General features: G+C 68.3%; 23 protein-coding genes. 13 read left to right on the top strand and 10 right to left on the bottom strand.

Annotated features, from left to right (window positions below; genetic code table 11):
- The first annotated feature begins 58 nt into the window (after positions 1-58).
- The 8 genes from BLQ10_RS13855 (at position 59) to asd (ending at position 8,291) form a co-directional block, all read left to right on the top strand.
- The gene (locus BLQ10_RS13855) at positions 59-2,323 is read left to right on the top strand and encodes an RNA degradosome polyphosphate kinase (protein WP_254785565.1); all 2,265 of its coding nucleotides are present in this window, start codon (positions 59-61) and stop codon (positions 2,321-2,323) included.
- Between the two features lie 11 nt (positions 2,324-2,334).
- On the top strand, positions 2,335-3,312 hold the full coding sequence (locus tag BLQ10_RS13850; RefSeq protein ID WP_091563046.1) for an NUDIX hydrolase: 978 nt from the start codon (positions 2,335-2,337) through the stop codon (positions 3,310-3,312).
- Between the two features lie 78 nt (positions 3,313-3,390).
- Positions 3,391-5,049, top strand: coding sequence for a hypothetical protein (locus tag BLQ10_RS13845; RefSeq protein ID WP_254785564.1), 1,659 nt, complete (start codon positions 3,391-3,393; stop codon positions 5,047-5,049).
- Positions 5,046-5,450: a GntR family transcriptional regulator gene (locus tag BLQ10_RS13840; RefSeq protein ID WP_091563044.1), complete on the top strand. Its 405-nt coding sequence runs from the start codon at positions 5,046-5,048 to the stop codon at positions 5,448-5,450. Before BLQ10_RS13845 ends, BLQ10_RS13840 begins: the two co-directional genes overlap by 4 nt.
- A 32-nt stretch (positions 5,451-5,482) precedes the next feature.
- Positions 5,483-6,286 carry a thymidylate synthase gene (locus BLQ10_RS13835; protein WP_079550143.1) on the top strand — a complete coding sequence of 268 codons (804 nt, stop codon included), beginning with the start codon at positions 5,483-5,485 and terminating at the stop codon, positions 6,284-6,286.
- On the top strand, positions 6,283-6,876 hold the full coding sequence (locus BLQ10_RS13830) for a dihydrofolate reductase (RefSeq protein WP_091563042.1): 594 nt from the start codon (positions 6,283-6,285) through the stop codon (positions 6,874-6,876). The genes BLQ10_RS13835 and BLQ10_RS13830 overlap by 4 nt, the downstream gene beginning before the upstream one ends.
- Positions 6,876-7,094, top strand: coding sequence for an NF038396 family protein (locus BLQ10_RS13825; RefSeq protein ID WP_090575192.1), 219 nt, complete (start codon positions 6,876-6,878; stop codon positions 7,092-7,094). Before BLQ10_RS13830 ends, BLQ10_RS13825 begins: the two co-directional genes overlap by 1 nt.
- A gap of 54 nt (positions 7,095-7,148) precedes the next feature.
- The gene (asd, locus tag BLQ10_RS13820) at positions 7,149-8,291 is read left to right on the top strand and encodes an aspartate-semialdehyde dehydrogenase (RefSeq protein ID WP_091563039.1); all 1,143 of its coding nucleotides are present in this window, start codon (positions 7,149-7,151) and stop codon (positions 8,289-8,291) included.
- A gap of 30 nt (positions 8,292-8,321) precedes the next feature.
- Here asd and BLQ10_RS13815 read toward each other — a convergent pair whose 3' ends face one another.
- Complete coding sequence (locus BLQ10_RS13815; RefSeq protein WP_091563346.1) at positions 8,322-9,419, bottom strand: winged helix DNA-binding domain-containing protein; 1,098 nt, start codon at positions 9,417-9,419, stop codon at positions 8,322-8,324.
- 216 nt (positions 9,420-9,635) lie between these two features.
- Here BLQ10_RS13815 and BLQ10_RS13810 point away from each other — a divergent pair, with 216 nt between their 5' ends.
- A complete protein-coding gene (locus BLQ10_RS13810; RefSeq protein WP_254785563.1) occupies positions 9,636-10,154 on the top strand; it encodes a hypothetical protein in 519 nt (172 codons plus the stop codon).
- Positions 10,155-10,221: 67 nt separating this feature from the next.
- Here BLQ10_RS13810 and BLQ10_RS13805 read toward each other — a convergent pair whose 3' ends face one another.
- The 4 genes from BLQ10_RS13805 to BLQ10_RS13790 are packed head-to-tail and all read right to left on the bottom strand — an operon-like array spanning position 10,222 to position 13,579.
- Positions 10,222-11,289 (bottom strand): UDP-N-acetylmuramate dehydrogenase, encoded by a 1,068-nt coding sequence (locus BLQ10_RS13805; RefSeq protein WP_091563035.1) that lies wholly within the window; start codon positions 11,287-11,289, stop codon positions 10,222-10,224.
- A gap of 42 nt (positions 11,290-11,331) precedes the next feature.
- Positions 11,332-12,645 (bottom strand): MFS transporter, encoded by a 1,314-nt coding sequence (locus BLQ10_RS13800; protein ID WP_091563033.1) that lies wholly within the window; start codon positions 12,643-12,645, stop codon positions 11,332-11,334.
- Positions 12,646-12,659: 14 nt separating this feature from the next.
- The gene (locus BLQ10_RS13795) at positions 12,660-13,097 is read right to left on the bottom strand and encodes a MaoC family dehydratase (protein WP_091563031.1); all 438 of its coding nucleotides are present in this window, start codon (positions 13,095-13,097) and stop codon (positions 12,660-12,662) included.
- A 2-nt stretch (positions 13,098-13,099) separates the two neighbouring features.
- Entirely contained in the window at positions 13,100-13,579 is a 480-nt protein-coding gene (locus tag BLQ10_RS13790) for an FAS1-like dehydratase domain-containing protein (RefSeq protein ID WP_091563029.1), read from the bottom strand.
- Between the two features lie 198 nt (positions 13,580-13,777).
- Between BLQ10_RS13790 and BLQ10_RS13785 the strand changes: the two genes are divergently transcribed.
- Together BLQ10_RS13785 and BLQ10_RS13780 are read left to right on the top strand one after the other, a co-directional pair.
- Positions 13,778-14,191, top strand: a complete 414-nt coding sequence (locus tag BLQ10_RS13785; RefSeq protein ID WP_091563026.1) for an ArsR/SmtB family transcription factor — start codon at positions 13,778-13,780, stop codon at positions 14,189-14,191.
- Positions 14,188-15,885 carry a SulP family inorganic anion transporter gene (locus tag BLQ10_RS13780; protein WP_091563024.1) on the top strand — a complete coding sequence of 566 codons (1,698 nt, stop codon included), beginning with the start codon at positions 14,188-14,190 and terminating at the stop codon, positions 15,883-15,885. The genes BLQ10_RS13785 and BLQ10_RS13780 overlap by 4 nt, the downstream gene beginning before the upstream one ends.
- On the opposite strand, the gene BLQ10_RS13775 is transcribed toward BLQ10_RS13780, so the two are convergent.
- The 5 genes from BLQ10_RS13775 to BLQ10_RS13755 all read right to left on the bottom strand — a co-directional run bounded on the left by BLQ10_RS13775 (position 15,875) and on the right by BLQ10_RS13755 (position 20,942).
- Entirely contained in the window at positions 15,875-16,099 is a 225-nt protein-coding gene (locus BLQ10_RS13775) for a DUF3188 domain-containing protein (protein WP_091563021.1), read from the bottom strand. The genes BLQ10_RS13780 and BLQ10_RS13775 overlap by 11 nt on opposite strands.
- 128 nt (positions 16,100-16,227) lie before the next feature.
- Positions 16,228-17,184, bottom strand: a complete 957-nt coding sequence (locus BLQ10_RS13770; RefSeq protein WP_091563020.1) for a DUF2797 domain-containing protein — start codon at positions 17,182-17,184, stop codon at positions 16,228-16,230.
- A 25-nt stretch (positions 17,185-17,209) separates the two neighbouring features.
- Complete coding sequence (locus BLQ10_RS13765; RefSeq protein ID WP_091563017.1) at positions 17,210-18,073, bottom strand: HpcH/HpaI aldolase/citrate lyase family protein; 864 nt, start codon at positions 18,071-18,073, stop codon at positions 17,210-17,212.
- Positions 18,074-18,243: 170 nt separating this feature from the next.
- Complete coding sequence (locus BLQ10_RS13760) at positions 18,244-19,215, bottom strand: aldo/keto reductase (protein ID WP_302847323.1); 972 nt, start codon at positions 19,213-19,215, stop codon at positions 18,244-18,246.
- 20 nt (positions 19,216-19,235) lie between these two features.
- Positions 19,236-20,942 carry a glycoside hydrolase family 13 protein gene (locus tag BLQ10_RS13755; protein ID WP_091563012.1) on the bottom strand — a complete coding sequence of 569 codons (1,707 nt, stop codon included), beginning with the start codon at positions 20,940-20,942 and terminating at the stop codon, positions 19,236-19,238.
- 102 nt (positions 20,943-21,044) lie between these two features.
- Between BLQ10_RS13755 and BLQ10_RS13750 the strand changes: the two genes are divergently transcribed.
- Both BLQ10_RS13750 and BLQ10_RS13740 read left to right on the top strand, forming a co-directional pair.
- On the top strand, positions 21,045-22,220 hold the full coding sequence (locus BLQ10_RS13750) for an ROK family protein (protein WP_091563009.1): 1,176 nt from the start codon (positions 21,045-21,047) through the stop codon (positions 22,218-22,220).
- A 205-nt stretch (positions 22,221-22,425) separates the two neighbouring features.
- Positions 22,426-24,959 (top strand): M43 family zinc metalloprotease (locus BLQ10_RS13740; RefSeq protein WP_254785562.1); only part of this gene is annotated, 2,534 nt, incomplete at its 3' end.

Here is a 24,959-nt window from a genome sequence, read left to right as displayed (position 1 = left end):
TCTGGCCGTGATTGCTTGTAAGGTTGAAGCTACATCGCGCCAGCATTGAGGAGACCCTATGCCACGGGATACAGCCCGGACATCCACGTCTGAACCAGCAACGCCGGAAAAGCGGGCGCGTCCGGTACGTGCGCGCTTTGGCTCCTCCGAAGTGCCGGCCTCACGCGCCACCCAGGACCGGATCGACATTCCGGAGTTCGCGCCGAACCTGGAACCGGAAGGCGACATCCGCCCCGACCGGTTCCTGGACCGGGAGCTGAGCTGGCTCGCCTTCAACGCCCGGGTCCTGGAACTGGCCGAAGACCCCAACCTGTATCTGCTGGAGCGGGTCAGCTTCCTGTCCATCTTTGCCTCCAACCTGGACGAGTTCTTCATGGTCCGGGTGGCCGGGCTGAAGCGACGGATCGCCACGGGCCTCGCGGTCCCCTCCCCCGCCGGGCTGAGCCCCATGCAGGTTTTGGAGCAGATCGGCGAGGAGGCCCACCGGCTGCAGCAGCGCCACGCCCGGGTCTACGCCGAACAGATCCGTCCCGCCCTTGCGTACGAGCACATCCACCTCATGCACTGGGAGGAACTCGACTCTCAGGCCAAGGACCAGCTCAGTGCCATGTTCGCGGAAAAGGTCTTCCCGATCCTGACGCCGCTTGCCGTGGATCCGGCGCACCCGTTCCCCTACATTTCCGGACTGTCCCTGAACCTCGCCGTGGTGGTCCGCAACCCGGTCAGCGACAAGGAGCTCTTCGCCCGTGTCAAGGTCCCTGACCAGCTCCCCCGCCTGATCTCCATCGACGGCGCCCGCGCCGGTTCCGTCCCCGGGCGTGTGGCACGGTTCATCGCGCTCGAGGAAGTCATCGCCGTGCACCTGGACCAGCTGTTCGCCGGCATGGAGGTCCTGGAGCACCACATCTTCCGTGTGACCCGCAACGAGGACGTCGAGGTCGAAGAGGACGACGCCGAGAACCTCCTGCAGGCGTTGGAGAAGGAACTCCTGCGCCGCCGGTTCGGGCCGCCGGTCCGGCTTGAGGTCACCAATGACATCAACCCGAACATCCGTGCCCTGCTGATCCGCGAGCTCGGCGTCGAGGAATCCGAGGTCTACTCCGTTCCGGCGCCGCTGGACCTGCGCGGGCTCTCGGTGATTGCCGGGATCGACCGGGCGGATCTGCACTACCCCAAGCACGTCCCGCACACCTCGCGGTACCTCAACGAATCGGAAACCTCCAAGGCGGCCAACGTCTTTGCGGCCATGCGGCGGCGGGACATCCTCCTGCACCACCCGTACGACTCCTTCTCCACGTCCGTCCAGGCGTTCCTGGAACAGGCGGCCGCGGACCCGAAAGTCCAGGCCATCAAGCAGACCCTGTACCGCACCTCCGGGGACTCCCCGATTGTCGATGCACTGATCGACGCCGCCGAGGCCGGCAAGCAGGTCCTGGCCCTCGTGGAGATCAAGGCCCGCTTCGATGAGCAGGCCAACATCTCCTGGGCCCGGAAACTGGAACAGGCCGGCGTCCATGTGGTGTACGGCATCGTGGGCCTGAAGACCCACTGCAAGCTCTCCCTCGTGGTCCGCCAGGAAGTGGACGGGCTGCGCCGCTACTGCCACATCGGCACCGGCAACTACCACCCGCGCACGGCCCGCTACTACGAGGACCTGGGCCTGCTGACGGCGAACGAACAGGTCGGCGAAGACCTGTCGAAGCTGTTCAACCAGCTCTCCGGGTACGCGCCGAAGTCCACGTTCAAGCGGCTGCTCGTGGCGCCGCGCTCGGTCCGGTCCGGGCTGATCGACAGGATCGAAACCGAGATCAGGAACGCCCGCGCCGGCATCGCCGCGCGCGTCCAGATCAAGGTCAATTCGATGGTGGACGAGGCCATCATCGATTCCCTGTACCGCGCGTCCCAGGCCGGGGTGCAGGTGGACGTCATTGTCCGCGGCATCTGCTCCCTGCGGCCCGGCGTTCCCGGCCTGAGCGAGAACATCACGGTCCGCTCCGTGCTGGGCCGCTTCCTGGAGCACTCCCGCGTCTTCGCCTTCGCCAATGCCGGGGACCCGGTGGTCTACATCGGCTCGGCCGACATGATGCACCGCAACCTCGACCGCCGGGTGGAGGCCCTCGTGCAGCTGACAAGCGGCGACGACACGAGCTATGTCCTGGATCTACTCAACCGTTACATGGTTCCGGAAACCGCCAGCTGGCATTTGGACAGGCAGGGCGAATGGACCCGCCACCACCTGGCAGAAGACGGCCAGAACCTCAAGGACGTCCAGTCCTGGCTGCTCGCTTCCCGCTCCCGCCAGCGCTCGACCAGCCTGCGGTAGGGATCGTGAGTGTGAGCAGCGATGCCCTGGTTGCGGACCAGGCTGACCATCCCGGCGAAGAGGTTGCCGTCACGGCTGCAGGCGCCATCCCTTGGCGCTTCAATTCGGCAACCAAGGACCAGCTTGAGGTCCTGCTGATTCACCGCCCGCGCTATGACGACTGGTCCTGGCCGAAGGGCAAAATCGACCCCGGCGAGACCATCCCGGAGTGCGCCGTCCGCGAGGTGGAGGAGGAGATCGGGCTCAGCGCTCCTCTGGGGATCCCGCTTCCGCCCATCCACTACCACGTGGCGGCCGGGCTGAAGGTGGTCCACTACTGGGCGGTCGACGTCGACGGCGCTGCCTTGCTGCCGGACGGCAGTGAAGTCGACAGCGTCATGTGGTGCCCGCCCGAGAAGGCGGCCCGCCTCCTGAGCAACCCGAGCGACATCGAACCGCTCCAGCACCTCGTGAACGCCCACGACCGCGGGGAACTGGAGACCTGGCCGCTGCTGATCGTGCGCCATGCGAAGGCCAAACCCCGCTCTTCGTGGTCCAAGGCCGAGGGCGACCGCCCGCTGGCCGCCACCGGCATGCGGCAGGCGCAGGCGGTGGGGCGGCTCCTGCAGGCGTGGAAGCCCGCGCGGATCGTTTCAAGCCCGTGGCTGCGGTGCGTGGCCACCATCGCGCCGTACGTAAAGGCGGCCGACGCCAAGGTGAAGCTCAACGAGGCCCTCACCGAACACCGGCACGGCCGCAGCCCGCAGAAGACGGCCGCCGTCGTCGAGGCGCTGTTCGACAAGCAGCGGGCCGTGGCCGTGTGTACGCACCGCCCGGCACTGCCGACCGTCCTGAAACAGCTCGCAAAGCACATGAACTCCCGCCTCCGGGATCGGCTGCCGTCCTCGGACCCGTATCTGGCGCCGGGCGAGATCATCGTGTGCCATGTGGCGCACCACAGCAAGAACAAAATAGTTGGGGTGGAGCGGTTCAAGCCGTTCGACGACTGAGGTCCTTGACCCCCGGGGCCCGCAGGCCTAGTTTGTATCAATAGCTTGATACATTACTGCTGAATCTTGGGGGATTTCATGCCGGTCCTGTTCTACCTGCCGCCGATGCTGCTGCTCGGCCCGGCGATCGCAGCACTGCTCGTCTATGCCGTGCTCCGGTGGGTGATCTGGCCTCCCGGGGCCGGAACCTCGCCGCAGAGCGTGTCGGAGCACGGGCTGTGGGTGGGTGTGATCGGCTGGCTGGCGAGCTCGCTCCAGGGCGCCATGACTCTGGGCATCATCCCGGCCAATCCGTCAGCGGCCGTCGCCGTGGTGAGCGCCGAGTCGATCGTCCCGGCGCTGGCATGGCCGGTCCTGGGCTGCCTGACCGTGCACGCCCTGGGCCAGGTCAGTTACCCGGGTCCGCGGCGGATGCGGCGGGAGGCCGTGCTGTCCGTGCGGGGTATCAGAGACTTCGTGCCCCGCAGGCTGGCATTGACCACGGCTGCGATCTTCGTCTCGGCCGCCGCGGCCATCGCCCGGGCCGCCACGCTGCCCGGATTTGCGGCCGTGGCTCCCACCACGGTCAGCGACGATCAGTACAACAACTACTACTACACAGCCGGAGGCGACGGCCGCATCCCCGGACCGGAAGTGGCCGCCTGGCTCGGCGGCGCCCTGCTGGTGCTGGCCGTCGGGACGTGGCTGGTTTTGTGGCTGATCGCCCGCCGCCGCCAGCTGGAGTCCCTCGACGCCGCCGACAACGCTGTACTGCGGACCATCGCGATGAACCGGCTGCTGCGCACAGTGTCCACGGTGGCTGCCGGGCTGGCGGTCATCGCGGGGAATTTCGCGACCCGTCCCGATCCCGCTCAGGGGCTGACGTCGTGGACGAATTTCGCCGGCCTCGCGGCAACCGCGGTCCTCCTCGTCATGTGGTGGTGGCGGCCCCCTCGGCTCGCGGCCGCCACCCTGGGCGTCCGGAACCGGCCGGAATCAGGGGTCGCCACCGGCCGCCAGCACCCGGCCGCTAGGCTGGTCTCGTCCCTCGGGGCGCTGCTGGGGCTGGCGGCCGCTGTGCCCCTGGTCGCCGGCGTCTTCCTCGCCCAGCTCCTCATGGCTGCCAGCTACGGTGTCGCGGGCGTCGTGGCGCTCACGGCCGCTTCCGTGCTGCTGGTCATTGCCGCCGGCGAGTTCCTGTTGCAGCACAACTACGGAAGTCCCCAAGCGCCGCGCGGCTGGCCGCGGCAACCGGTGAGCCCCGCCCTGCTGACCACGGCTGTCCTGGCGCTGCTCGTCTTCCTTGCCGTCCTGGGCGTCACGGCGGTGGGGCAGGCACGCCTCGCCGAAGGACCGGGCTGGGTTCCGGCCGGGCTGCTCACGGCCGGGGCCTGCGCTGCCTCCCTCCCGGCGTTCCTCACGGCCAGGTTCCGCCAAGGTGTTCGCGACGCCCCGCGCGGCCTGGACGCTGCCCTGCGCGCGGTCACCCTCCACCGGACAGTGCGGACCCTCGCGGCCGCCCTCACCGCCCAGGCCGGTGTCCTGTTGTTGACCCAGAGCCTGGCGTGGGCGGCAGTGTTCGGGCCGGACGCGTTCGGGAATGCCGTCAATCCGGCCGCCGGAACGTGGTGGCCGGCAACCCTGGCAGGCTCTGTGCTGGGCGCCGCGGCCATGGTCATCGCCGTCATCCCTGTCCGTACGCTGGCCCGGGCACGGTCAGCTCAACTTCGGCGGCCGGACAAGGAGCCAGCCACGTGAACGCAGGGATCTCCGTCAACCTGCGTTCGCCTGTTCCCCCCTTCGAACAGATCCGGGCGCAGATCGCCTCCCTCATCACAGTCGGGACGCTGGCACCGGGAATCCGGCTGCCGACAGTCCGCAGCCTTGCATCGGACTTGGGTCTGGCGGCCGGGACGGTCGCGCGGGCCTACAAGGAACTCGAACTGGCGGGACTGATCGAAACCCGGCGGCGCAACGGCACGGTGGTCGCGGGGACGCCTGCCCCGCCGGCCCGTACGGACGCCCATGGGCAAGAGGCCGCCACCGCGGAGGTGCTCGCCGCCGTCGACCGCTACATTGCGGAAGGCCGCAATGCCGGCCTGGACGACGCCGCCCTGCTGGAGATCCTCCGAGCGAGACAGGGATGGTCACACGAATAAGGGAGCCAGCGAGTTCTCAGTAGACTGGAACCGTGAGCATTCCTACGCCCTATGAAGACCTCCTGCGCGACGTCCTCGAGCACGGCACGCACAAATCAGACCGTACCGGAACTGGCACCCTCAGCGTTTTTGGCCGCCAGCTCCGCTTTGACCTGAGCAAGAGCTTCCCGCTCATCACCACCAAACGGGTACACTTCAAGTCCGTGGCCGTGGAGCTGCTCTGGTTCCTCCGCGGCGACACGAACGTCAAATGGATGCAGGACCAGGGCGTCACCATCTGGGACGAATGGGCCGACGCCGACGGCGAACTCGGTCCCGTTTACGGGGTCCAGTGGCGCTCCTGGCCCACGCCCGACGGCGGCCACATCGACCAGATCGCCGAACTCATCGAGAACCTGAAGTCCAACCCGGACTCGCGCCGGCACATTGTCTCGGCCTGGAACGTCTCCGAACTCAAGGACATGGCGCTGCCCCCGTGCCACGCGTTCTTCCAGTTCTACGTCGCCGACGGCAAGCTCTCCTGCCAGCTGTACCAGCGCTCGGCGGACACCTTCCTGGGCGTGCCGTTCAACATTGCGTCCTACGCCCTGCTGACGCGCATGATCGCGCAGCAGACGGGCCTGGAACCGGGCGAATTCGTCTGGACAGGCGGGGATGTCCACATCTATGACAACCACATGGACCAAGTCCTCAAGCAGCTCGCCCGCGAGCCCTACGACTACCCCCAGCTGAACATCACCCGCAAGCCGGACTCCATCTTCGACTACACCCTCGAGGACTTCGAGGTGGTCGGCTACCAGCACCACCCGACGATTAAGGCCCCGATAGCCGTATGAGCAACGAAGACACCCCGGGCGTGCAGCCCGCCGATTTCACTGAACAACTCCGCGCGTCCACCACTGGGCTGGGGCTGGTCTGGGCCCAGACCAGCACCGGGGTCATCGGCCACGCCGGCGCCATGCCGTGGCACCTGCCCGAGGACATGAGGCACTTCAGCAGCCTCACCTCCGGCCACCCGGTCGTCATGGGACGCAAGACCTGGGAGTCATTCCCGGACCAGTACCGCCCGCTGCCCGGCCGGACTAACATCGTCATCACCCGCCAGGCCGCCTGGCGGGACACCCCCGGCGCGGACGGCGCCGTCGCGGTCGCGTCGCTCGACGACGCTTTGCTCGAATCCCAGTTCGTTCCCGGCCATGAGACCGTCTGGATCATTGGCGGCGGCGAGATCTTTGCGCAGGCGCTGGACCTTGCCGACGTGGCCGTCGTAACCACAATCGACACCACCGCCGAAGGGGACACCTTCGCTCCCGAACTCGGCTACGACTGGACCGCCTCCGCCAGCCTCCCGGCCAACGGCTGGCTGACCTCCGCCAACGGCACCCGCTACCGGATCACGCTGTGGCGCCGGACGGAGGCCAAGTGATGCTGCGGAAGCCCGAGACACTCTTTGTCCTGGGGTACATGCTCCTGCCCCTGCTCGCGCTGCTCTCGGCCATCGTGGGCCTGACCATGATCCTGGGCGGCAACAAGATCCTCGGGGCGATCGTGCTGGTGGTGGTGACCCAGGTCTTCACCTTCGGGGCGGTCTTTGCGCTGCGCCGGCGCAAGGCGGCGTTGCTGGAAGAGCCGCGCGGCGAATAACACCCGTGACGTAACCGACTGCGCCGGGCGGGCTGTGAAGTCTAAACTGGGCCCATGACTACAGCAGCTACCCCGTCCGTCGGCCTGGTCGGTTGGCGTGGCATGGTCGGTTCCGTCCTGATGCAGCGCATGCAGGACGAGGGCGACTTCGCCACCATCAACCCGGTCTTCTTCTCCACCTCGAACGCGGGCGGTGCCGCCCCGGCCATTGCGGGTGCCGCCGCGGGCGCGGCCGGCAAGCTCGAGGACGCGTTCGACCTCGAGACGCTGGCGAAGCTGCCCATTATTGTCACCGCCCAGGGCGGGGACTACACCAAGCAGGTCCACGGCGAGCTCCGCAGCCGCGGCTGGGACGGCCTCTGGATCGATGCTGCCTCCACGCTGCGCATGAACGAGGACTCCATCATCGTGTTGGACCCCATCAACCGGGACGTCATCGACGCCGGCCTCTCCGGCGGGGTGAAGGACTACATCGGGGGCAACTGCACCGTGTCGTGCATGCTGATGGGACTGGGCGGGCTGTTCAAGAACGACCTCGTCGAGTGGGGCACGTCCATGACGTACCAGGCGGCTTCCGGCGGCGGGGCGCGCCACATGCGTGAGCTGCTGAACCAGTTCGGCAGCCTCAACGCCGAGGTGAGCACCGAACTGGACGACCCGGCGTCGGCGATCCTGGAGATCGACCGGAAGGTCCTGGCGCACCAGCGTTCCGGCATCGACGCCACGCAGTTCGGCGTCCCGCTGGCCGGTTCCCTGATCCCCTGGATCGATGCGGACCTCGGCAACGGCCAGTCCAAAGAAGAGTGGAAGGCCGGGGTGGAGACGAACAAGATCCTTGGCACCTCCGCCGGGAATCGGATCATCATGGACGGCCTGTGCGTCCGGATCGGTGCGATGCGCTCGCACTCCCAGGCCCTGACCCTCAAGCTGCGCGAGGACCTCTCGGTGGCCGAAATCGAGAAGCTCGTGGACGCGGACAACCAGTGGGCCCGCGTGGTGCCGAACACCAAGGAAGCCTCGATGGCCGAGCTCACGCCCGTGGCGGCGTCCGGCACCCTGGACATCCCTGTCGGCCGGATCCGCAAGCTGGAGATGGGTCCGGAGTACATCAGCGCGTTCACGGTCGGCGACCAGCTGCTGTGGGGCGCCGCCGAGCCGCTGCGGCGCATGCTCCGCATCGCCACCGGAAACCTCTAGGGCCGTTCAGGCGCCCCTTCAGCCACCCGTTCAGGCACCAAGGAATCTGCGGTACTTCGCGGCCTGCAGCTCAAGAGACTTTTGTGCGGCAGGCCGCAGGCCGTTAACAGCGTCGAAGGGTTCGGGCACGACGCCGGCCGCCTTGCCAGTGCCCGTTTTGCCAGTGCCCGTTTTGCCAATGCCCGCCCGCGCCCATGTGCCGATCACTTGACCGCCCGAGACGATTGTTTTCTTGAACACGCCGTTGCCGCCCGGGACGATCTTGTCGGCGTGCTCCGGCGGCAGCACGAGGGACCGGTCCGTGTAGCCCAGCAGGAACTCATCGAACCCTGGCAGGGCCAGCACGGTGCGCTGTCCGGGCACACCGTCCTCGAGCAGTGCCGCGGTGGCCGGCGACAGCCAATAGGTGGCTCCTTCGAACTCCAGCCCAACGAGCTGGTCCTTCACCAGAGCCAAGGCGGTGCGGACCTCTGTCACCGGCGTGTTCGACCACCACGCGAAGTCGCGTTCCGTGGCCGGGCCGTGGCTGAGCATGTACCGCAACAGCAGTTCCGCAATGCCTTCGGCACGGTCCAGTTCGCGGGATTTGGGGATCCACTCGTCAAAGGCTTTGATGAGCTGCTGGCTCCCCGCGGTCGGTCCCAAGACCAGCCAGGCCCGCTGGCACAGCATCCCCAGCAGGTGGATTCCGCGCTGGCCCGCCGTGGACTGGCCCGCAGCCTCAAAAGCTGCGAATAGCTGCTGGCGCGTCGCCGATCCTCCACCTTGGACGAGTTCCAGGGCTGCCTCACGGCTTGCTTCCACGTCCCGGGCATCGATCTCCAGCTCTCGGTGACGCCCCGCCATGCCACGGATCAGTCGATCGGAGGTGATGGCCAGCATCCACTTCAAATCTTCGGGGGCCAGCACGTGCAGGGTGCCGCGCATAGGCCACGAGCGGACCACCTCCGCCCGATCCAGCGCCCCGCGGACATCGTCAACGCGGGCACCCGGAACGCGCTGGCCGACAGCCCAGAGAACGGCCGAAAGGTCCTGCGCCTGCATCGCCGTCATGGCGCGGGCTGCTTCCGGGACGGTCTCAAAACCGGGTCCCAGCAAACCCTGCGCGGCGAGCCGCAGCCTGCCCATGATCCCGGGGCTGAGCCGGATGCCCGTCACTGTTGCCCCTGTCACTGTTGCCCCCGCCACTGTTGCCCCCCCGCCACTATTGCCATGGACCAATGGTAGGACGCCTATCGTGAGACGCCCATGGCAGGACGCTGGTGACCCCTGCCTGTGCTGGCTGTCGGGCTGTTGCCCGGCTCTTCCCAGCCGCCGTCCAGCGGGCCTCTTTACCCTTGATGCATGACTATGAGTGAGGTGTGGCCGCTGCTGCGGCCCCTGTGCCGGAAGCTGGCCCTGCTGGGCTGGGCCTCCAGCGCCGCCGGCATGGCTGCCGGGCTCGCCGTCGCCATCGCCAGCGGCACCCGGCTCTCGCCCATCATGAGCACCCTGCAGTTGGTTGCCGGTTTGTGCATGGCAGTGTCCGTGGGCAGCTTCGTCACGGCCGCTGCGCTGCAGCCGCGGGCACGGTCTCAGGCACGGACGCAGGCGGGCGTGGAGCGCGGCAGCATTGCCCCGCGGGGCCGGGAGCTCCAGCTCGACTACGCCGGCGAATTTCCGGCCACCGTACAGGCCTTCCTGCTCGGCTCCCTGGCGTTTCTCGCCGGCGCCGTGGCGTTTGCGTGCGCCGGACTGGTGCTGCAGAGCGGGCCCAGCGTTCAGTCCGTGGCGTTCTGCCAGGTCTTCCTGCTCGGGGCCGCGGCCTCCGGTTTCACCTTCATGCTGTTCAGCAAGGTGGCCCCCCGCCACACGGACCGGTAGGCGCCCCCGGCCGCCTAGAGAACCGGCCTTCCTCAAGATCCGGCTTTCCTAGAGAACCGGCCTTTTCCTACAGGGCGACGCCGATCAGCAGCGGTTCCGGGTGCAGTTCAATGCCGAAACGTTCGCTGACGCCGTGGCGCACCTCTCGCGCAACGGCCAGCATGTCGGCCGCGCTCGCCCCTCCCCGGTTGGTGATGGCGAGCGTGTGCTTGGTGGAAAGCGATGCCCGGCCGCCCGAGACGCTGTCCGGGTCCAGACCGAAGCCCTTGACGAACCCGGCCTGGTCGATCAGCCAGGCCGCCGAGAGCTTGATCAGCCCGTCCGCACCCGCCGGGTAACGCGGGGCCTCCTGCGGCAGCCGTGACGCGACGTCTTCGGACACGATCGGATTGGTGAAAAAGGATCCCGTGGAATAGGTGTCACGGTCGTTCGCATCCCAGACCATGCCCTTGGACGCCCGGAGCCGCAGCACTTCGCGCCGGACGTCGTTGGAGTAGGCCCGCCGGCCCTGCTCGACGCCGAGCGCCCGGGCGAGTTCGGCGTAGCGGACCGGGGCGCTCATCCTGCCGAGCGGGAGCTGGAATTCCACGGTGAGCACCACATACCGCGGCGAGCCGTTGACGGTGGTCCGCTTCAGGATGGAGTCACGGTAGCCAAATTTGAGTTCGGAATTCGTGAAGGTCTTCACCGCGTTGCGTTCCCGGTCCCAGGTGCGCACCGCGGCGATCGTCTGCGAGACGTCGGACCCGTAGGCGCCGACGTTCTGCACGGGAGTCGCGCCCGTGGCGCCGGGGATGCCGGAGAGAGCCTCGACGCCGGACCAGGCATGCTTCACGGCGTGGTCAACGAAGGCGTCCCAGTTGTGGCCGGCCTGGACCACCACCGCCACGCCGCCGCAGGAGTCCTCGGCGTTGACGGTGAACCCTTCCGAGGCGATCTTGAGCACCGTGCCGGGGAACCCGTCGTCGGACACCAGCAGGTTGGAGCCGCCGCCGATGATCAGCAAGGGCTGGCCGGCGGCGTCCGCCGTGCGCACGGCGTCGATGATCCCGGCCTCGCTGCGGGCCTCGATGTAGCTGCCGGCGGGGCCGCCGACGGCGGAGGTGGTCAGGGTGGAGAGCTGGATCTGGGTCACCTGACCAGCCTAGCCGGGATCATCCGCTGGCCTAAGCCGGTGCTAGAGGGCCCGGGCGGGCACGGGGAGTTTGCGCGCCACCGGGGACAGCAGGAAGCTGACGATCAGCATCACCATGACGGCAAGCAGCGAGTGGAGAATGCCGACGTGCTCGGCCAGCAGACCCAGCAGCGGCGGCCCGCACAGGAACGCTCCGTAGCCGATCGTGGACACCACGGACACCCGGGCAGCGGCCTTGACGGGATCGTCGGCCGCGGCGGACATGCCCACCGGGAAGCCCAGCGAGGCGCCGAGTCCCCAGACGGCCAAGGCCACGTAGGCCAGCCACGGCACTGGGGCGAAGACGAACAAGCCGAGGCCCAGGACCGCCAGCGCGGCACACCAGCGCATCACTGGGACCCGGCCGAAGCGGTCAAGTACCACGGTGCCGGCGAAGCGGCCGATGGTCATGAACGTGACGAACAGCCCGTACCCAGCGGCTCCGGCGGCGTCGGTCTGGCCGTGGCCGTCGGCCAGCGCCAGGGCCACCCAGTCCCCGGCCGCCCCTTCGGCGAGGGCAAGTCCGAGGACCAGCACGCCCAGGAGCAGGGTGCGCCTGTCACGCCAAGCCTGCGCGATCTGGCGTTTGTTATCCAGCGGCTGCTCCGGGACCGCGTCCGCCTGCCGGACGATCGGGATGGGCCCGGTGGAAGGATCCTCAAACGTATCTGTCCCGGATGCTTTGAAGGGGCGGTCCCCCTCAACCGGCGTGATGTCCGCCCGGAACCACGCAGCAGCTGTGGTCACCGAGCCCGCCACCAGCAGGCCCACCGCGGCGAGGTGCCAGAAGACGGGGATCCCGGCGCCGGCAGCCCAGGCACCCAGCCCGGCGCCTGCCACTGTGCCCAGGCTGAAGGAACCGTGCAGCCGGGGCATGATGTGCCGCCGGACCGCGCGTTCCACCGCGGCGCCTTCGACGTTCGACGCGGTGTTCCAACTGGCGGTGCCCAGTCCGATTATCGCCAGTCCCGCGGCGACCACCACCGGGTTGGCGACCACGGAGGTGCCGAAGCCTGCCAGAATCAGCCCGAAGCCGACCATGGTGCTGCCGATCCGGATGGTGAGCTTGGAGCCGAGCCGAAGGACAATCAGGCCCGACGCGGACACGGACAGGAAGGATCCCGCCGTCATGCAGAGCAGGAGCAGTCCGATGGTGCCGGGAGTCAGGTCCAGGCCGTCGCGGATGGCCGGCAGCCGGGACACCCACGTGGAAAACGCGATTCCGCTCGCCCCGTAGGCCACCACCACAGCGTTCCGCCAGCGCGTGATCTCGGCGGCCGGGACGAAGACATCCTTGGTCGCAGCAGACTTAGTCACAGCATAGCCAAGGGCTAGGCCACCCTGACGACGGCCTGGGCCTTGACGAGGACCTTCTGGGCGGACGAGAGGACCGTGAGGTCGACGCGGGCGGTGCCGGCGTCGACGTCGAGCGCTCCGATGGCTCCGCTGACCTCGATCACGGCACCGGCCTCCGGCGTCCCCGTGGTGTCAGCGACGGGCACCGGTTTCGTGAAGCGGGTCTGGAAGTCGACGACGGCGGCGGGGTCGCCGGCCCAGTCAGTCACGAGCTGGACGGCGGCGCCCATGGTGAACATGCCGTGGGCGATCACGCCCGGCAGGCCGACGCCCGTGGCGAAAGCCTCGTTCCAGTGGATTGGGTTGAAGTCACTGGATGCGCCTGCGTACTTGACGAGGTCGGTGCGGGTGACGGTGATGCTGCGGCTGCCGATGTCCTGGCCGACCGCGAGTTCTGCGATGTTGACGTTCATGGCTATTGTCCCTCTCCGCGGACCAGGATGGACGACGTGGTGGTGGCGACCGGCTCGCGGACGCCGGCGGCATCGGTGGCATCGCCGGGGGCAAGCGCGAAGATTTCCGAACGGGTGGTGATCATGGCTCCGCCGCCCATGGCGCGGACGCCGTCGACGTGCAGCTCGGCCACCAGCCGGTCGCCCGCGATGATCGGGCGGTGGTGGGTGAACCGCTGGTCGGCGTGGACCACGCGGGAGAAGTCGATCCCGGAATCCGGATCCTCGATCAGCTGCGCGTCGGCGCGCTGCGCGACGATGATGGCGAAGGTCGGCGGCGCCACGAGGTCGCTGTGGCCCAGGGCCTCGGCGGCGGCAACATCGAAGTGGGCGGGGTGGGTGGCCTTGACCGCACGCGCGAACTCGCGGATCTTCTCGCGGCCGACGTCATACACCTCTGCGGCAGGGTAGCTGCGCCCCTGCAGGTCCGGATTGATAGTCATGGTTCCAGCCTATCGCCACGCCCCGGACCCTCCGGCTTCGTGACAGGGTGCGGGCCGGGCTCGGACGGGTATCGACCGGCGCTCCGGCAGGGCTTGACCGGCACGATATGATGAAAACATCAATCCATCAATCCGCGCCATCGCCCCGCCGGGCTGCGATGCGAGAAAGCGTCTTCCTGCCATGATCTTCCTTCGCGCATGATCTCCGCCGCGCAGACCCCGCTCTACGAAATCAAGGCCAACCTGTTCAAGGCCCTCGCCCACCCGGCCCGCATCCGGATCCTCGAGCTTCTGGCCGCCGCACCGGACACGGCAGCGCCGGTCGGCTACCTGCTCGCCGAGACGGGCCTGGAGGCCTCGCATCTGTCCCAGCATCTGGCGACACTGCGCCGACACGGGGTCGTGACGTCGGTCCGGACGGCGAACGTGGTGACCTACCGGCTGGCCCATCCCAAGATCTCGGAACTGCTCGCGATCGCCCGGGTCTTCCTGCTGGACAGCCTGGCCGGTTCCAGCGAACGGCTCCGGATAGCTCAGGAGCTTCCCGCCGGCCACCTCGACAGTTCGGGCGACGTCGACAGTACGGGCCACCTCAACAGCACAGCGCTGTGAGCGCGGCCCACGCACCAAACGCGGCCCCGACCTCTCACACGACCCGGGGACGCCTCGCCCGGTTTGTGCCGTCCCGCCGCGACTACGAGCTCCTGCGGTACGCCTGGAAGACAGACCTGTTCGCCGGCATCACGGTCGGCATTGTGGCGCTTCCCCTGGCGCTGGCCTTCGGGGTGAGTTCCGGAGTCGGGGCGGAGGCCGGACTCATCACCGCGGTCGTGGCAGGACTGGTCGCCGCCGTCATGGGCGGATCCAACGTCCAGGTCTCCGGCCCGACCGGCGCCATGGTGGTGGTCCTGGCCCCGGTGGTCGCCGCCCACGGCGTCGCCAGCATTGCCTTGGTCTCTTTGCTGGCCGGGCTGCTCGTCATGATCCTGGGAGCAAGTGGGCTGGGCCGGGCCGTCGCGTTCATCCCCTGGCCGGTCGTGGAGGGTTTCACCCTCGGCATCGCCGCCATCATCTTCCTCCAGCAAGTTCCCCTGGCCACGGGCACCGAGGGAACGCCGGGCCACAACACCCTCATGGCCGCCGTCGAGAGCGCGTCACAGGCCACCGTGCCGGCCGTGCTGCAGACCCTCGCGGTGGTGGCGGGCGTCGCGGCCCTGATGTACTTGCTGCCCATGTTCAACAAGTCCCTGCCGGCGAGCCTGATCGCGGTATTGCTCACCACCGTGGCCGCAGAGCTGCTGGCGCTGGACATACCCCGGATCGGCGCACTTCCGCACTCCCTGCCGGCACCCTCCATGCCCTCTGTGGATCCGGCCGCTCTGGGCGGTCTGCTGATGCCTGCCGTCTCCGTCGCGACGCTCGCCGCCATAGAATCCCTGCTCTCGGCCCGGGTGGCCGCCGGCATCGTAGGACCGGACGGCCGTCCGTCCGGCGCGTACAGCCCGGACCGGGAGCTTACCGGCCAGGGGCTGGCCTCGATCGCTGCCGGATTCTTTGGCGGCATGCCCGCCACCGGCGCGATCGCCCGCACCGCCGTGAACGTCCGTTCCGGGGCCAAGACCCGGCTCTCCGCGGTGGTGCACGCCCTGGTGCTGCTGGCCATCATCTACCTGGCGGCGGGGCTCGTCGGCAGGATTCCCCTGGCGGCGCTGGCCGGCATCCTCATGGTCACGGCCGCCCGCATGGTCTCGCGGCACACGGTGACAGCGATCCTCCGCTCTACCCGGGCCGACGCCGCGGTGTTCGTGATCACGGCCCTCATCACCGTCGCCTTCGACCTCATCGTGGCGATCCAGATCGGACTTGCCGCGGCAGCCGTGTTCACGCTGCGGACGTTCGCTTCCCTAAGTGGAGTCCGGCGCGAGGGCATTCCCGGGACGCCGGTTCCGGGGGACGATCACATTGCCATTTTCCGGCTGGACGGGGCCATGTTCTTCGGCGCCGCGGAGCGGGTCCTGCAGGAGATCAGCCGGGTCAAGGACGTCCAGGTGGCCATCATCCGGCTGTCCCAGCTGCGGATGTTGGACGCGACGGGCGCACATATGCTCGTCGAGGTGATCTCGGCGCTGGAGTTGCGCGGCGTCACGGTCCTGCTGAAGGGGGTCCAGCCGCAGCATCTGGATCTCGTGACCAACGTGGGGGTTATCCGCTCACTGCGGCATCACAAGCACCTGTTCACGTCTCTCCCGGACGCCGTGGAGCATGCCCGGAGCCATGTGGTACGAAATGCGGCCGCTAGCGCTTGAGGTTCTTCCGGATCGTCTGGCCGCGGACCACAATCCCGGCAAGGTGCAGGATCAGGCCCAGCCCGATCACGGGAAGCGAGGCGAGGGCCAGGGCCTGGTTGCCAGTGCTGTTGCCCACCACGTTGAGGATGATGCCGAGGGCGATCAGGCCCATGGCGCTGAAAACGAGCACCTTATAGGTGGTTGACGCGGTGGCCCAGAATTCATTCAGCACCGTGCCAGTCTACCGGGGCGCGCCGGCAACGCCGCGAGCCGTAAAATTCCTGGCGGCACTCATAATGCCTGACGACCCCCGAATACGGGCGCGCACGGTATTCTGCGCGTCGCGGGGGAATTCCAGCCTCAGAACAATGCCTCCTGCACGGCCGGGACGTCCGAGCCGTGGTCACCGAGTTCGATCATCCGTGCCTTGAGCTGCCCCAGGTTCACCACGAATTCCAGTTCACTGCCCTCCAGCGCCGCCAGCGCAATGCTGCCGCTCAGCGAGTCGACCCGGAACCCGTGCGCTCCGGTGCCCAGGTCGTGGGGGTAGGCATGCCGGGCGGCCTGGGCGCAGGCCCTGGCAGCGAGCTCCGGGCGGACCCACCGCTCATCCACCACCTCGAAGCCCTCCCCGCCGGTGCCGGCGAGCAATGTCCGGGCCTCCCCTGCCAGCCGCCCGTTCACGGCATCGAGTTCGACGGCGGCTGCCGGCGCCACGAGCGCAGCCGCCTTGGCAGCGGCGCGGACCTGCTGCGGCAGCCCGGCGTCGCGCGTGATCATGTCCTCAAGGATGCGGACCACGCGGCCGTCCTCGGCGCGGGCGACGTACCGGGCGACGACGGCGCCCTGCTCGGCGAGCCGGTTCCATTTGCGCAGGTGGGACGCGGTGCCGACCTTGCTGGCCCCGTTGGCGAAGGTGGCCACGTAAAGCCAGTGCGGCTGCATCAGGTACGCGCGCAGGCCCGGCGGGACCCGGCCGCCGCGGTGGAAGTCGTGGATGAGCCGGGAGTCGTCCAGCACGAAGCACCGTTCGCACTGGCTGCCCTGGGTGGCGGCAGCCCGGGCGGGGCAAAGGACGTGGTCCCTGTCCGCGGGACCGTGCACCTGGTGGTGCCCGAGGCAGTGCTTCCCCTCGGCGGCGAGCCGGAAACCGAGCCGGGCGCCGGCGCCGAGCGCCAGTTCGGTGCGTGTGCCGTCAGGGTCCTGCAGGCGCAACACCGGGAGCCCGCCGCCGGCCTGTCCAAGTCCCGGCGCGGCGGGCACCGGAGCCGGACCATCCCAAAAGACCCCGTGAACCAGATAGCGGGTATCGGTCACGGGGTCTCCTCGAGTGGTGTGGCGGCTACAGCGCCGGCTGCACGCCAAAGGCTACCGCGAGCTTCATGATCTTCTCGGCGCGGCCCAGGCGCGGCAGGTCGGAACCGTCGCGGATGACGCGGCCGCTGGCTTCGAAGTCGGCCATGAAGTCCGTGGCCCACGCGACGTCGGAGGGCGTGGGGCTGATGACCTCGTTGATGACCGGCGTCTGGTCGATCGCGAGGCAGAGCTTCCCGGTCATCCCCATCATCACGGTGATGCCGGTCTGTTCGCGCAGGATCGGGTGGTTCGTGCCGACGGTGGGGCCGTCGATGGGGCCGGGCAGGTTGCCGACGCGGCTGGCCACCACCAGCTTGGCGCGGGGGTAGGCCATGGCTTCGGCGGTGGCCGCCATGCCCGTGTCGCGGCGGAAGTCGCCCGAGCCGAAGGCCAGGCGGAAGGCACCCTGGGCCTTCGCGATGTTGTTGGCTTCCTCGATGCCGACGGCGGACTCGACCAGGGCGATGACCGGGGTCTTGCCGTCCATCCGGTGGAAACTCTCCGTGACCTGGTCGGCCGATTCGGTTTTGGCCAGCATGATGCCCAGCAGGCCGGGGGTGCCGCGCAGCCCGGCGAGGTCGTCGGCCCAGAACGGGCTGGTGGCGTCGTTGATCCGGACCCACGCGCTGCCACCGGCGGTCAGCCAGTTCACGACGTTGGCGCGGGCGGTGTCCTTCTGGGAGGGGTCCACCGCGTCTTCGATGTCGAGGATGATCGCATCGGCCCGGGAGACGGCGGACTGGTCGAAGAGGTCGGTCTTCATCGCGTTCACCAGCAGCCAGGAGCGGGCGATGTCGGCCGGGATGTTGCGCTGGGGCCGAAGTGATTCGGCGGTGGTGGTAGAGGTCATGCATCTACGCTAGCCGCCCGAGGGCACTTGCCGCTAAGCGATCCGGCCCTCAGGGGCGACCATTACGACCAAAATCACGTCCATGCCCAACCAGCCGGCAGCAGAAGCCGTTTTCAGCGCTCAAAACGGCCTCGACTGCCAGCTGGTTGGGTGAGTGCCGGCGGGACGGGCTAGGGGATGTTGCTTCCCCTGGCCGCGACCCAGAGGCCGTACCATTCGGCGCGGGTCATCGCTGCGGCGGCCTCGGCGGCACCGGCGCAGGCGAGGATCCTGTCCGGGTTGGCCGTGCCGATCACGGGCGCAATCCCGGCTGGGTGCTTCATGAGCCAGCCCAGCACAATCGCCTCCCCCGTGGTCCCCTTCTCTGCGGCCAGGGCGGCCACAATGGCGGTGGTGGCCTCTTCTGCCGGCGTCGGCACGGCGGCCGGCGCCCCGGTGTACAGGCCCCGGGCCAGCGACCCGTATGCCTGCAGCCGGATGCCGTTCCGGACGCAGTGCTCCACGGTGCCGTGCGGGAAGCTGTAGTCCGTGCCCTCGGCATGGTTGACCAGCACCGTGCTTTCGAGCCAGGCACGCTTCAGCAGGCTCATTTCGAGCTGGTTGGCCACCACGGGCACCTCGAGCCGGTCCTGCAGCATCTCGATCTGCGGGCCGGACATGTTGGACACGCCCACGGCACGCACTTTGCCCTCGGCCATGAGCTGCCCGACGGCGGACGCCACCTCCGCCGGATCCATCAGGGGATCGGGACGGTGCAGCAGGAGCACGTCGACGTAGTCCGTCCGGAGCCGGGCCAGGCTTTCGTTGACCCGCTCCAGGATGCCGTCCCGGCTGAGGTCGTAGTACGTCTCCAGGCCCTGCTCGCCCAGCCGGATGCCGCACTTGGTCTGCAGCCGGATCTTCTCCCGCAGCCCGGGGGTCCGGGCCAGGACCTCGCCGAAGACGGCCTCGGCTTTGCCATGGCGGTAGATGTCCGCATGGTCAAAGAGCGTGATGCCCACGCCCATGGCGGCATCGACGGCGGTGGCCGCCTCCTCCACATCTGCGGACGAATACGATTCCGCCGCCCAGCTGCCGCCCAGGCCCATGCAGCCATAGACGAGCTCCTGGGCGAGGTTCACCTCGAGCGCGGACGTGCCCAACGAATCCTTCGGCGCCGGGCTCACCGCAGCCAGACGGTGGTGTTGGCCGGCAGCTGTCCACCCGCCAGCGGGCCGCTGCTGACCAGCACCTCGCCGGCAGGCAGGTCAACCGGTGCGTCGCCAAAGTTGGTCACCGTCTGCCAGCCGCCGGGACGGCTGAAGCGCAGGACGTCGGCGCTGCCGGACTCCTGCCATTGCAGTTCCTCCGAGGTCTGCAGTTCGCGGCGCAGCCTCAGGGCCTTGCGGTAGAGCTCCAGGGTGGAGCCTTCCACGCCGTCCTGGGCTGCCACGGCGTAGCGGCTGAACCAGGCCGGCTGGGGCAGGTGAGCCGCGCCGGCGCCGAAGCCGAACGAAGTGCCCTCCGGAGCCCACGGCAGCGGCACGCGGCAGCCGTCGCGGCCGATCTCTACGCCCTTGTTCCGGAAGAAGGTGGGGTCCTGGCGCTCGGCGTCGGGGATCTCCGCGACTTCCTGCAGGCCCAGTTCCTCGCCCTGGTAGAGGTAGGCGGAACCCGGCAGGGCCAGCATCAGCAAGGTGGCGGCGCGGGCCCGGCGCAGGCCGAGCTCGACGTCGAGCTCTTCGACCGGGGCGCCGGCCAGCAGCCAGCCCTTACCGTCCTGGCCCTGGGCGTGCTTGCCGCCGCCCCGGGGCAGGCCGTAGCGGGTGGCGTGGCGGACGACGTCGTGGTTGGAGAAGACCCAGGTGGAGGAGGCCCCGGATTCCGTGGCCTCGGCGAGGTTCCGGGCAATGATTTCGCGGAACTCGCCGGCGTCGAAGTCGGCCTGCAGGAGGTCGAAGTTGAACGCCTGGCCCAGGCCCTCCGGGCTGGCGTAGCGGGCGCGCCGGGTGGCGTGCACCCAAGCCTCGGCGACGGCGGTGCGCGGCGGGTTGTACTCGTTGAACACCTCGCGCCATTCGGCGTAGACCTCGTGGACTTCGTCGCGGTCCCAGAACGGGTGCGAGCCGTCGGGGAATCCGTCCGTGCCGGTGTTGGCGGCGCTGAGCTCCACCTTGGAGATGAGCGGCTCGGTGAGGTCCTTGGTCAGCGCGTGGGCGACGTCGACGCGGAAGCCGTCCACGCCGCGGTCCGACCAGAAGCGGAGCGTCTTGAGGAAGTCGTCACGGATTTCGCGGTTGGCCCAGTTCAGGTCCGGCTGTTCCTTGGCGAAGATGTGCATGTACCACTGGCCGGGCGTGCCGTCGGGCTCGGTGATCCGCTCCCAGGCAGGGCCGCCGAAGACGGACTCCCAGTCCGAGGGCGGGAGCTCGCCGTTCTCGCCGAGGCCGTCGCGGAAGATGTAGCGCTCGCGGGCGGCGGATCCGCGCGGGGAGGCCAAGGCCTCCTGGAACCATTCGTGCCGGTTCGAGGAGTGGTTGGGGACGATGTCGGCGATCAGCTTGATGCCGGCAGCGTGCAGCGCGGCGGACATCTCGTCGAAGTCCGCCAGGGTGCCGAGCTTGGGGTCCACGTCGCGGTAGTCGTCGACGTCGTAGCCGCCGTCGGCCAGCGCCGAGGGGTAGAACGGGGAGAGCCAGACGGCGTCGATCCCGAGTTCCTTCAAGTACGGGACCTTGGCGGTGATGCCCTTGATATCGCCCAGGCCGTCACCGTTGGAATCGGAAAAGCTCCGCGGGTAGATCTGGTACACCGAGGCCTGGCGCCACCAGTTGGGGTCGGCGGCGAGGTCGGAACCGGACAGGGTTGCCAGCGTGGCGGTGTTGGTCAAAGGAGATTCCTTCGGGTCTGGGAGGGCTTCTGGTAATTTAGATACAAGCTAAATATATTCCTGAACAATTATGGGTCCGGGAACAGGAGAGGTCAAGAAGTGATGCCGCACGCAGCCGCCGCCACACCGCAGCTGCTGCGCCGCGTCAACGCCCAGGCCGTGCTGCGCCACATCCGCGGAGCCGACGTTGCCACCGGAACCGAGCTGATGGCCCTGACCGGACTCACCCGGGCCTCGGTGATTGCCGTCTGCGAGGACCTGATCGGCCGGGGCTGGATCGTGGAGCTGGACCAGCCCCGCACAGTCCCGGCCAATCCGCGGAAGGGCCGCCCGGCCCGACGGTTTGCCTTCAACCGGGAGGCAGGGTTCGTGCTGGGCCTCGACATCGGCGCCGCAACCACCACAGCCGCCGTGGCAGACCTCCGCGGCACGGTCATCGGCCGGTCCAGCGAGAGCTTCCGCGCGGCGGACATCCCTGCGCAGGAGCGGATCGGCGTCATCGATCTCGCCTGCCGCCAGGCGCTGGAGGCCGCGGGAACAGACCCGGGCACGGTGCTGGCCGTCGGTGCCGGAATCGCCGCACCGGTGGACCGGGACGGGAACGTGCTCGTGACCCAGCGGTTCTGGAGCCTGTTCGACGTCGGGCTCCGCTCCGCGCTGAAGGACCTGCACGGCTGGACGGTACTCCTGGAGAACGACGCCAACCTGGCCGCGCTCGGTGAGCGCTGGCGCGGCTCCGGCGCGGGCGTGGACGATCTGGTGGTGCTCCTGGCGGGCGAACGCCTGGGCGCCGGGGTGATGGAATCCGGGCGACTGCTCCACGGCCGCGGCGGGGCCGCCGGCGAGATGGGCTATCTGGACATGGTGGAGGGCGTTGGCTCCAGCGACGGCATTGCTGCCCTGGCGAGGCAGTGGTCAGCGGCGGGCGGCGGACCGTCCGCGGGCGGCCCTGCAAGCGCGCCGCGCGTCTTCGAGGACGCGGCGGCAGGAGACGCGGCGGCGCTGGCGATCCTGGACCGGATCTCGGAGCGCATGGCGCGCGTCATCGCCTCGATCGCGAGCCTGATCAACCCCGAGCAAGTGGTGATCGGCGGCGCCGTCGCCGAGTCGGCCGGCGCCCTCCTGCCGGGCATCACAGCGCGGCTCCCCCGCTTCACCGCCACCCCGCCGCGCGTGACGGTCTCGCCCCTAGGCGACAAGATCGTCACGGTGGGCGCCATCCGGCATGCCCTGGACTTCGTTGAGGCCAACGCGCTGGAACTCGAGCTGGCCGGCTGAGCTGGCCGGGCCCGTATTTCTTCACAAGCGCGGTTGCTCAAGATTCGGCAACGATTGGACACCCAAGTCGAAAGTTTGGCGCAGGTTCCCCGTTATTACGGCCTGCCATCCGTAGACTGACGTCCTCTTTGGTCTCTTGCGGCCGTTCAGCTGACCCGTCGGCTGGACGGCCGTCTCATGAAAGATAAACGTGAACTCCTTACGGATGAAGACTGCGTTGTTTGCCGCGCTAGTCCTTGCCTTGGCTTCGGTCCCAGCCACCGGCACGGCGCCAGCCCGCGCTGAGCAATCGCCGACGCCCGTCGCGGCCGCTACCGCAACCGCTTCGGCAGCTACGGCAGCAACCCCGACGCCGCCTGCTCCGGTAGCTCCGGCAGCAACCTCGACGCCGCCTGCTCCGGTAGCTCCGGCAGCAACCCCGACGCCGCCACCCACTGCAGCCCCGGCACCCAGCGCGGAAACGGTCCAGCCGACGCCAAGTCCCTCCGCCACCGCCAGGGTCAGCCCGCCGCTCACAACGGTTGAGTCGCTCCCGGTGGGAGGCTCCGACGAGCCCTTCATTGCGCACACGTTCGAAAACCCGCCCCCGGTCGGCAAAAAGGGTGCACCAGCCGGCGCCTCAGCGACGGCACGGACCACGGAGTCCTACTCGCTTACCCGCACCGGCGACATCAAAGTACGCCTGGTCCTGGTCCAGTTGGCCGACAAGAAGGCAACCATTCCACAAGCAGCCGCCCAGGCTGCCATCACCACCAGCAGCAACTACTGGAAGAGAATGTCCAACGGCCGCTTGTCGATGACCGTGACCAAGGTGGAGAGCCGCAGCAGCAAGGCCACCTCAACGCAGCGTTACCCGGACATGATGAACACGATTGCCGGAGAACTCGGATGGACACCCAGCCCCAATACCGCCCTCGTGGTCTTCGTCTCCACACCCACACTCTCCGACGGCGCGTATGGCGCCGGCTGGAGTTATCAGGGCACCAGCGGGCGGGTCATCATGCCGCTCCCCGCGACATTAACCAACAGCGTCCTGACGCACGAATTCGGGCACGTGCTCGGCCTCATGCACGCAAACAGCCTTCAGTGCGGAAGCGGCGCCCAAGATGTCGCCACGAACCCGGACGGGACATTCGCCGATTCCAGCTGCTACATCCGTGAATACGGCGACAGCCTGGATCTGATGGGCATCTCTCAGCGCAGCCAGCCCGCCATCAGCTCAACCCTTTGGGCCTACGGGGGGTTTGGCCGCGGCGACGAAATCGTAGACGCAGGGACCCTCACCGGCGCGAAGAAATTCACCCTGATGGCATGGGCTGGCACCGACGCGAACCGGGCAGTGAAGTTTACGGATCCCGTCAGCGGGGAAGTCTATTTCCTGGAGCTGCGGCTGCCCGTCAGCTATGACACCACCGAGGCTGTGGATCTGAATAGCGGCGTCAAAATTGTCCAGCAGCTGGGGGCCGGCTCGCTGATTCTGCTGCCGGATTCCAAACCGTTCTCCGGCTACTACAATCCCCGCCAGACCTGGCAAGTGGGACAAACCTTTACCACCCATGCCGGCACACGGGTAAGCATTGACGCGATCACCTCCGCCTCCGCAAGCGTGACGGTCGAGTCGATACTCTCAATAGCCGGCAGAGCAATCGACCCTGTCGCTCAAGCCACACCCGCCCTTGGCAGCCCGACATCCGCCGTCGCGTGCGGGCTAAGGGCCGGCGGGTGCTACAGAAGTTTTCAGGGCGGTTCTGTCCACTGGACACCAAGCACCGGCGCCGTCGCAACGGTCGGTGCGATCCGCGCCTCCTGGGGCGCCTTGGGATACGAAAAGGGCAAACTTGGCTACCCGACCAGCAGTCAGCGCTGCGGGCTGACTCGGGGCGGCTGCTATCAGACGTTCCAAGGCGGCACCATCCATTGGTCGCCCGGCACCGGCGCGGTTGCCACCCTCGGTGCGATCCGCGCGGCCTGGGCCAGCGTGGGCTACGAGAACGGCAAGCTCGGCTACCCGTTGGCCAATGAGGTCTGCGGGCTGCTTAGCGGCGGCTGCTACCAGAGCTTCCAAGGCGGCACCATCCACTGGTCGCCGGCCAGCGGCGCCTTCGCCACCTGGGGCGCCATTCGCGCCACTTGGGCGAGCTTGGGCTACGAAAAGGGGAAATTGGGTTACCCGTCCGGCAAGGAAACCTGCGGACTGGTAAACGGCGGCTGCTATCAGACGTTCCAAGGCGGCACCATCCACTGGTCGCCCGGCACCGGCGCGGTTGCCACATGGGGCGGCATCCGCGGTGCTTGGGGAAACCTTGCCTACGAAAACGGAAGGCTCGGCTACCCCACCGCTAATGAGGTCTGCGGCCTGGCTAAGGGAGGCTGCTCCCAGACGTTCCAGGGAGGGGCAATCCACTACGCTCCCGGAGTCGGAGCGTTCGCCACGTGGGACCCGATCCGCAAAGCATGGGGCGCCCAGGGCTACGAAAACGGAAAGCTCGGTTACCCGACCAGCAATGAAATCTGCGGACAGGTCGGCAGCTGCGATCAGTCCTTCCAGGGAGGTCTCATCCACTGGACCGCTGCGGCGGGCGCTGTCGCTACCTCAGGGCCGATCTGGACCGCCTGGGCGAGCCTGGGTTCCTCCCGCGGAAAGCTCGGCTACCCGACGGGCAAGGAAACCTGCGGCCTGATCAACGGCGGCTGCTACCAGAAGTTCCAAGGCGGCAACATCCACTGGTCGCCCGCCAC

The organism is Arthrobacter sp. ok362, assembly GCF_900102785.1.
Taxonomy (GTDB): domain Bacteria; phylum Actinomycetota; class Actinomycetes; order Actinomycetales; family Micrococcaceae; genus Arthrobacter.
Note: the sequence above shows the minus strand (reverse complement) of the source record. Positions and strands in the feature narration are given on the sequence as shown.

Coding starts and splice junctions, on each gene's coding strand:
- BLQ10_RS13810 (WP_254785563.1), top strand. CDS start 9,636: ATGACTATGAGTGAGGTGTGGCCGCTGCTGCGGCCCCTGTGCCGGAAG.
- BLQ10_RS13815 (WP_091563346.1), bottom strand. CDS start 9,419: ATGGGCAGGCTGCGGCTCGCCGCGCAGGGTTTGCTGGGACCCGGTTTT.
- BLQ10_RS13795 (WP_091563031.1), bottom strand. CDS start 13,097: ATGAACGTCAACATCGCAGAACTCGCGGTCGGCCAGGACATCGGCAGC.
- BLQ10_RS13825 (WP_090575192.1), top strand. CDS start 6,876: ATGCTGCGGAAGCCCGAGACACTCTTTGTCCTGGGGTACATGCTCCTG.
- BLQ10_RS13790 (WP_091563029.1), bottom strand. CDS start 13,579: ATGACTATCAATCCGGACCTGCAGGGGCGCAGCTACCCTGCCGCAGAG.
- BLQ10_RS13855 (WP_254785565.1), top strand. CDS start 59: ATGCCACGGGATACAGCCCGGACATCCACGTCTGAACCAGCAACGCCG.
- BLQ10_RS13765 (WP_091563017.1), bottom strand. CDS start 18,073: ATGACCTCTACCACCACCGCCGAATCACTTCGGCCCCAGCGCAACATC.
- BLQ10_RS13830 (WP_091563042.1), top strand. CDS start 6,283: ATGAGCAACGAAGACACCCCGGGCGTGCAGCCCGCCGATTTCACTGAA.
- BLQ10_RS13750 (WP_091563009.1), top strand. CDS start 21,045: ATGCCGCACGCAGCCGCCGCCACACCGCAGCTGCTGCGCCGCGTCAAC.
- asd (WP_091563039.1), top strand. CDS start 7,149: ATGACTACAGCAGCTACCCCGTCCGTCGGCCTGGTCGGTTGGCGTGGC.
- BLQ10_RS13785 (WP_091563026.1), top strand. CDS start 13,778: ATGATCTCCGCCGCGCAGACCCCGCTCTACGAAATCAAGGCCAACCTG.
- BLQ10_RS13845 (WP_254785564.1), top strand. CDS start 3,391: ATGCCGGTCCTGTTCTACCTGCCGCCGATGCTGCTGCTCGGCCCGGCG.